The sequence below is a fragment of the Microbacterium sp. CPCC 204701 genome (assembly GCF_004010105.1).
Taxonomy (GTDB): domain Bacteria; phylum Actinomycetota; class Actinomycetes; order Actinomycetales; family Microbacteriaceae; genus Microbacterium.
Map to the genome: position 1 here is coordinate 1 of NZ_RRYE01000138.1, position 7,322 is coordinate 7,322.

Here is a 7,322-nt window from a genome sequence, read left to right on the forward strand (position 1 = left end):
GGCCACGGCCGTCAGGCGCGGCGAGCGGGAGCCCTTCCAGTCCAGATGCACGTCGGCACCGGCCTGCGCGGTCTGGCGTACCAGCACGGCGATGTCGGCGATGCCGCGCTGCGGTTCGACGGGCGCCGCCTCGTCGTCGCGCAGGGCTCCCAGCAGCACCCGCATCTCGCGCAGCGCGGTGCGCGCCTGTGCGGCGATGTCGGCGAACTCCTCCGCCGTGCGCGGTTCCACCCCGCCGAGCCGCGCGGGGGCGCTCGCCGCCTGCACGCTGATCACCGACATGCTGTGCGCGATCACGTCGTGCAGGTCGCGTGCGAGGCGCGTGCGCTCCTCTGCGACGACGCGCCGCGACAGCTCCTCCGCGCTGACCCGCTGCTCGCGTACGAGTTGGACCCGGATGCGGCGCCATTGGCGCACCATGATGCCGATGCCGAGCACGCCGGCGCCGATCGACACGAAGACGATGTTGTCGACGGCTGCGGCATCCGCCAGCTCCGCGCCGTGCGCGAAGGCAACGAGGGTCGAGCCCGCGACGGAGGCGAGGAGGGCGGCCGTGGCCACCTGCCACACGGTCCGCAGCGCCAGCAGGAGCACCACGAAGAACTGGGTGATCTCGGCAGTCACCGTCCACGGCCACGGGGCGGTCGGGATCGGCGCGGTGAGCCACTGCAGCGTGAACGCCGCTGCCACCGAGACCACGGCGGCGGCGACGGGCCAGCGCAGCGCCAGCGGGAGTGCGCCGGCGTGCAGCACCGTGAGGGTGAACGCCATCGCGAGGGGCACGCCGTACAGGGCCGTCGCGATCGGCGTCTGCACGGCGACCATGGCTACGGCCACCGCCGACACGACGATCCACAGCCACGTCTCGCCACGCCCGGTCACGTCGGAGGGCTGGCTCATCATCCCTGTGCCCCCTTCCGACCTGCCCAGTCTTCCAGGTCGGCGGGGGTCGGGGAGTCAGCGCCGCGCGACGCCGGGGTGCGTGGCGAGGTAGACCTCGAACGCCACCGCCGATGTCTTGGCCGGCGTGAATCCGAAGTCGCGCGTGAGCGCGTCGTTCGCGAGCACCGGCCGGTGGCGCAGGAAGCCGATCTGTTCCGGTCCGTGGACCGTGAGGCGCAGCATCCGTCCGATCCGCAGACCGAACGCGAGCAGGCGCGCGGGCACGGCGATCACCGGCTTGCCCAGGCGCCGGCCGATCTCGTGGACAGTCACGCGGCCGTCGCCTGCGACGTTGTAGGTGCCGGGAGGGCCGTCGGTCGCCGCCCGCGCCATGGCGGCGGCGACGTCGTCGACCCACACGAACACGAAGGGGGAGTCAGAACCGCGGACGCCCAGGATCGCCCTGCCGTCCCACAGGGCCGTGATCTGATTGCGCACGGTGGGGCCGAGGATGGTGCCGATGCGGAACACAGGATCATGCCGAGCGCCATCGACGGCGTGACGGGGAGGATCAGCGTGAGCGCGAATGGTGTCGAGCGCGATGCCGAACATGATGAGCCCGAGCACGACGTTGAGGATCACGAGCGTGCCGGGCGTGAAGTCGAGGACCACGTCGTCGGGGTTCACGCGGAGGCCTTTCGGGTGTGACGGCGGGCCGGTCTGACGGTGAGCGAACGGATGCCTCGGCGGGGGGCCTGCGCCGAGGCATCCGTCCGCAGTCCTTCGGTCGCCGCGCGCACGGCCCGGCGGTACGCGTCCTTGTTGACGTAGTACGACATGCGCTCGAGGCCCAGGTAGCGGTAGCCGCCGGTGAGATCGGGCCAGGGCTCGTGGGCGACCCTCGCCCGGAAGACGGCCGCGCGCTCGGGATGCAGCTCGATGGCGGCGAGGTACGCGGCGACGAGCTCGGCCTGCTCGTAGCGGCCCTGCCAGCCGATGCCGGAGGCCTCGATCATGCCCATGACGTACAGCCCGTTGAACGACGGCGGGAAGACGTTGAGGTAGAGGCGGGGCGACCAGCCCGTCCAGTTCAGCTCGTCGCGGGCGACGAACGGGTAGTCCAGCGTGTAGCCCGTCGCGAGGAGCACCAGGTCGTATTCGCCCGACGAGCCGTCGCGGAAGTGAACGGTGCGGCCGTCGAACCGGTCGACGTCGGGACGGATGCGCAGGTCGCCCTGTCCGAGGTGGTTCAGCACCATCGTGTTGACGATCGGGTGCGACTCGTAGAGCTTGTAGTCGGGCCGGGGGAACCCGAACCGCACCGGATCACCGGTGAACGCGCGCAGCACGCGCTTGTCGACGAACTGCTTGACGGGAGCCGGCAGGGTCGCCCCTGGTTGAGCGTGTCGGACGGCTTGCCGAAGAGGTATCGCGGCACGAAGTAGTACCCGCGTCGCACGCTCATCTCGACCGACGCCGCGTGGTGCACGGCGTCGACGGCGATGTCGCAGCCCGAATTCCCGGCGCCGATGATGAGCACCCGCTTGCCCGTCAGCTGCGTCGCGGTCTTGTACGCGCTGGTGTGCAGCAGCTCGCCCGTGAACTCGCCGCGGAGGGCCGGCACGTTCGGCTCGGCGAGCGTGCCGTTGGCGAGGATCACCCCGTCGTACCGCCGCGCGATCGAGTCTGTGCTCCCGGTCCCTGAGCTCGGACCCCCGGCCGCTGAGCGTGTCGAAGGGGCGGCTCGCAGCGTCCACCCGTCGCCGTCGCCGTCGCGATCGAGCGAGGTGACCCTCGTGTCGAAGCGGAACCGCTCGGTGAGCCCGAAGCGCTCGGCGAACGCGCGGAAGTACTCGATGAGCTCGCGGTGGCTGGGATAGTCGGCCCGCGAGCGCATCGGGAACTCGGCGAACTCGGTGGTCGTGCGCGACGAGATGAGGTGCGCCGACTCGTACATCGTCGAGCGCGGGTTCTCGATGTCCCACAGGCCGCCGACGCCACGCGAGGCCTCGTAGCCGTCGAACGCGATGCCCGCCTTCTGCAGGGCGCGCGCCGCCGACAGTCCCGATGGCCCGGCGCCGATGACCGCATACCGGCGCGCGCTCATGCGTCCCTCATGTACGTCTCCACACCTCGTCGTGCCGACCCCAGGCAACGACCCTAAGCGCGAAGGGACTCAGGCCGAAATCGGCCTCACGGGCGCAGCTCGGCCTGCCGCGCCGCGACCACCGCCTCCACGCGCGCGAAGAGCGGGTGCGTCGGGTCGAGGCCGGTGACGGATGCCGTGAACGATGCCGCGTCCTGCCCGCGCAGCATCCGCTGCACGTCGACAGACTGCGGGTCCTCCGAGTCGTCGAACGCGAGTGCGGCACCCATCGCGTCGACGAGCGCGTCGACGCTCAGCCCTCGTTCGGCCGCCTCGGCTGCAGGACCGACGAACCGCTCGTGGCGCGAGAGCTTGCGCAGCGGCTGCCGCCCGACCCGCCACACGGTGTCGGGGAGCGCGTCGTTCTGGAACCGGTTCAGGATCGTCGCCCGGTACACCGCGAGGTCGCCGGCGTCGAGTCCGTGCTTGGCCTCGAGCAGCGCCGAGGTCTCTTCGAGCGCCGCTTCCACCGTCGCGGCGATTGCCGGGTCGGCGAGCGCCGCGGCGATCGTCTCGACGCCGGCCCGGGCCCCGAGGTACGCGGTCGCCGCGTGCCCGGTGTTGACGGTGAAGAGCTTGCGCTCGATGTAGGGTGCGAGGTCGTCGACGAAGTGCGCGCCGGGGATGCGCGGCGGCTCGTCGCCGAACGGCGGCCGCTCGATCGCCCACTCGAAGAATGGCTCGACCGTGACATCGACGCCGTGTCCGTCAGACTGCGCCGGCACGATCCGGTCGACGGCGGTGTTTGCGAAGACGGCGCGCGACGACAGGGCGTCCCACGCGTCTCCGGCGAGCGCCACGATCTCGTCGTGCAGCAGGTCGGTGGCGTTGATGGCGTTCTCGCACGCCATGATCTGAAGTGCGGGCGACGCGGGATCCCGCAGCGCGAGTCCCGACATGACCAGCGGCGCGACGAACTTCAGCACGCTCGGCCCGACCGCGGTGGTCACGATGTTGGCGGTCGCGATCTCCTCGATCACGCGATCGGGGTGCTCGGCGCTGTTGATCGCCCGGAACCCGGTCACCTCGATGTCGCGGCCGCCCGCGCCGACCTCGTGCACGGTGTAGCGGCTCGCCGCGTTGATGGCGTCGACGAGCGGGGCCGCAACGTCCGAGAACACCACCTCGTAGCCGCCCTCGTGCAGCAGAAGGCCCACGAAACCGCGGCCGATGTTGCCGGCGCCGAAGTGGACCGCCTTCATCACACGCCCGCCGCCGAGACCAGGGCGAACAGCTCCTCGGGGGTCTGCGCGGTCTTGAGCCTGGCGACGTCGTCCTCCTCGGAGAAGAGGATCGCGATCTGCGACAGGATCTCGAGGTGCTCGTCGCCCTTGCCTGCGATGCCGACGACGAACGTCACCGGCTCGCCGCCCCAGTCGACGCCGCCGTCGTAGCGGACGACCGACAGCGCCGATTCGAGGATCGCGTTCTTGGTCTCGTTGGTGCCGTGGGGGATCGCGAGCTCGTTGCCCATATAGGTCGACACCGTCTGCTCCCGCTGCTGCATCGCGTCGAAGTAAGCGCTCGTGACGGCGCCCGCGGCCTCGAGGATGTCGGCGGCCTCCTTCATCGCCTCCTCGCGCGTCGCGCTGCCGGAGTGGATCCGCACCTGTCCGAGGGTCAGTACGTCCTTGGCCATGTCTGTCGCCTTTCGTCGAATTACGGATGCTGCGGCGCGGCGCTCGCACGGAGACGGTGGGGCCGGGGGCTTCCTGCCTGCCCGGCCCCACCGCTGCCTCAGCGCCTACGCACCATCCTGGTGCTGGGCACGGACGAGGTCTACGACCTCGTCGTACTTGGGCGAGTTCATGAAGTTGTCGACCGAGACGTGCACCGCGCCAGGCGTCTGCTGCCGGGCGCGATCGGTGAGCTGGTTCTGCGTGATCACCAGGTCGGCCGACGCGTCCAGGTTCGCGATCGCCTTGTTGACGACCGTGACGTCTTCGATGCCCGCCTTCTTGATCTTGTTGCGCAGCACGCTCGCGCCCATCGCCGACGACCCCATGCCCGCGTCGCACGCGAACACGATGTTGCGGATCTCCCGCTCCGTCATGACCGCCGGCTCGACGCCGCCGTCGGCCTGGGTCGCCGCGCCGCCACGCATGCCGCTCAAGTGCTCCGACGACTTGCCCTTCGCCGCCTCGGTCTGGGTGATCGCCGCGCCGAACGCGTCGTCGGTCGCCGCCATCGCCTCGAGGTCGCGCTTGCGCGACGCCCGCAGGATCACCCATGAGACGAGGAACGTCACCGTCGCCGACAGGATCACCGAGAGGATGACCGCGACGTACGCGCCGGTCGCCGTCTGCGCGAGGACCGCGATGATGCTGCCGGGCGCCGCGGGTGCCCGCAGTGCGCCGCCCAGGAGCATGTTCGTGGTGACGCCGGTCATGCCGCCCGCGATGAGCGCCAGGATCAGGATCGGCTTCATGAGCGCGTACGGGAAGTACACCTCGTGGATGCCGCCGAAGAACTGGATCACTGCCGCACCGGGCGCCGATGCGCGCGCCGCGCCGAGGCCGAAGAACGTGAAGGCGAGCAGCAGCCCGACACCAGGGCCGGGGTTTGCCTCGAGCAGGAACAGGATCGACGAGCCGTCCTCGGCCGACTGCTGGATGCCCAGCGGCGTCAGCACGCCGTGGTTGATGGCGTTGTTGAGGAAGAAGACCTTGGCCGGTTCGATGAGGATGCTCGTGAGGGGAAGCAGATTCACCTCGACGAGCCAGTTCACGGCGTTCCCAAGCGCCTGCATGAGGCCGTTCACCAGCCAGGCGATCGGGTAGAACCCGAGGATCGCCAGGACGAAGCCCCAGATGCCGGCCGAGAACATGTTGACGAGCATCTCGAAGCCCGCTTTGATCCTGCCGTCCCACAGGCTGTCGAGCCACTTCATCGTGTACGCCGCGATCGGAGCGAGGATCATCGCTCCGATGAACATGTGCACCTCGTTGAGCGGCCGCTCGCCCTCGGCCAGAGCGGCGTTGAAGTTCGCGACGAGCAGGTCGGACCCCGCGATCGCGCCCATCGTCGCGATGACCGCGACCACGCCACCGCGAACGTTGTACACGATGCTGCCGCCGGTGTAGGCGATCAGCAGGGGCAGTGCGTAGTGGATGAAGGGCCCGACGATCGTCGCGAGGTCCGCGTTCGGCGTCCACCCCACATCGATGAAGAAGGCCGTGAAGATACCCCACGCGATGAGCGCGGGGATGTTCGGCATGATCATGCCGGACAGGAACGTGCCGAATCGCTGGACTCCGACTCGTGCCCTCGATCCGCCTCTGGTGGCGGGTGCAGACGCCGTTGTCATGACTGTGTCTCCTTGTTTCCGGTGGACGCGGCATGCTCTGCCGCGGTGTTCGCTCTCCGCGTCGCGGCGCGTTCCGCCGCGACGCGAGCAGATGCCGCGTCGGACGCGGACAGGGCAGCTGCAGCGATCTCGCGAGCGTCGTCGAGAGTGTGCTGCAGCAGGGTGGCTCGCACGTCGGCGAGCGCGGTCGGGGCCATCGACAGGCTCGTGGCGCCGAGGCCCACGAGCACGACGGCCAGGAGCGGATCCGCGGCGGCCTCGCCGCAGATGCCGACGGGCTTGGCATGGGTGCGACCGGCGTCGCCGACCTCGCGGATGAGGCGCAGCACCGCGGGGTGCCACGGGTCCTGGAACGCTGCGACCGAGCCGAGCAGCCGGTCGGCGGCGAGCGTGTACTGCGTCAGGTCGTTCGTGCCGATCGAGGCGAAGTCCGCGTGCTCGAGGATGCGGTCGGCCAGCAGCGCCGACGACGGCACTTCGACCATCACCCCGGCGGTCTTGATGCCGTAGTCGCGCGCGATGTCGACGAAGTACTCTGTCTCCTCGACCGTCGCCACCATCGGCGCCATCACCCACAGATCGGCGCCGGTCACGGCATCAGCCTCGGCGAGCGCCGTCAGCTGCTCGCGCAGGATGTCTTGACTCGCGCGCAGCGCGCGCAGTCCGCGCAGGCCCAGCGCCGGGTTCTCCTCGTGCGCGTCGTTGAGGAACGGCAGTGGCTTGTCGGCACCCGCGTCGAGCACGCGCACGACGACCTTCTTGCCGGGGAACGCCGCGAGCAGTTTCGTATACGCCTCGCGCTGCTGCTCGACGGTCGGCGCCTGGTTCGCGCTCAGGAACAGGAACTCGGTGCGGAACAGGCCCACTCCCTCGGCCCCGAGCGCCACCGCGTCGGCGGCGCCGTCGGCGTTGCCGAGGTTCGCCAGCAGCGGCACCGCCGTCCCGTCGGCGAGCGCGCCGTCGGTGATGGGGGCGGATGCCGCGGCC

General features: G+C 70.3%; 8 protein-coding genes. All 8 read right to left on the reverse strand.

All coding sequences use genetic code 11. The features are described 5' to 3' along the window. Positions 1-903 (reverse strand): sensor histidine kinase (locus EIO58_RS09760; RefSeq protein ID WP_127819377.1); only part of this gene is annotated, 903 nt, incomplete at its 3' end. A 54-nt stretch (positions 904-957) separates the two neighbouring features. Further along, entirely contained in the window at positions 958-1,569 is a 612-nt protein-coding gene (locus tag EIO58_RS09765; protein WP_240658699.1) for a hypothetical protein, read from the reverse strand. Then, a complete protein-coding gene (locus EIO58_RS19520) occupies positions 1,566-2,204 on the reverse strand; it encodes a hypothetical protein (RefSeq protein ID WP_274543209.1) in 639 nt (212 codons plus the stop codon). The genes EIO58_RS09765 and EIO58_RS19520 overlap by 4 nt, the downstream gene beginning before the upstream one ends. Further along, positions 2,132-2,989 (reverse strand): flavin-containing monooxygenase, encoded by an 858-nt coding sequence (locus EIO58_RS19525; RefSeq protein ID WP_274543210.1) that lies wholly within the window; start codon positions 2,987-2,989, stop codon positions 2,132-2,134. Before EIO58_RS19525 ends, EIO58_RS19520 begins: the two co-directional genes overlap by 73 nt. 86 nt (positions 2,990-3,075) lie before the next feature. Next, on the reverse strand, positions 3,076-4,230 hold the full coding sequence (locus EIO58_RS09775) for a mannitol-1-phosphate 5-dehydrogenase (RefSeq protein ID WP_127819378.1): 1,155 nt from the start codon (positions 4,228-4,230) through the stop codon (positions 3,076-3,078). Continuing rightward, complete coding sequence (locus EIO58_RS19320; RefSeq protein ID WP_240658701.1) at positions 4,230-4,667, reverse strand: PTS sugar transporter subunit IIA; 438 nt, start codon at positions 4,665-4,667, stop codon at positions 4,230-4,232. Before EIO58_RS19320 ends, EIO58_RS09775 begins: the two co-directional genes overlap by 1 nt. 105 nt (positions 4,668-4,772) lie before the next feature. Further along, a complete protein-coding gene (locus EIO58_RS09780) occupies positions 4,773-6,335 on the reverse strand; it encodes a PTS mannitol transporter subunit IICB (RefSeq protein WP_240658703.1) in 1,563 nt (520 codons plus the stop codon). Further along, on the reverse strand, positions 6,332-7,322 hold a 991-nt coding region (locus EIO58_RS09785; RefSeq protein WP_164861615.1), incomplete at its 5' end, for a phosphoenolpyruvate--protein phosphotransferase. The genes EIO58_RS09785 and EIO58_RS09780, both read right to left, overlap by 4 nt.

Bases quoted from the DNA above. Each gene is read 5' to 3' on its own strand.
- EIO58_RS19320 (WP_240658701.1), bottom strand. From the start codon at position 4,667: ATGGCCAAGGACGTACTGACCCTCGGACAGGTGCGGATCCACTCCGGC.
- EIO58_RS09780 (WP_240658703.1), bottom strand. From the start codon at position 6,335: ATGACAACGGCGTCTGCACCCGCCACCAGAGGCGGATCGAGGGCACGA.
- EIO58_RS19525 (WP_274543210.1), bottom strand. From the start codon at position 2,989: ATGAGCGCGCGCCGGTATGCGGTCATCGGCGCCGGGCCATCGGGACTG.
- EIO58_RS09775 (WP_127819378.1), bottom strand. From the start codon at position 4,230: ATGAAGGCGGTCCACTTCGGCGCCGGCAACATCGGCCGCGGTTTCGTG.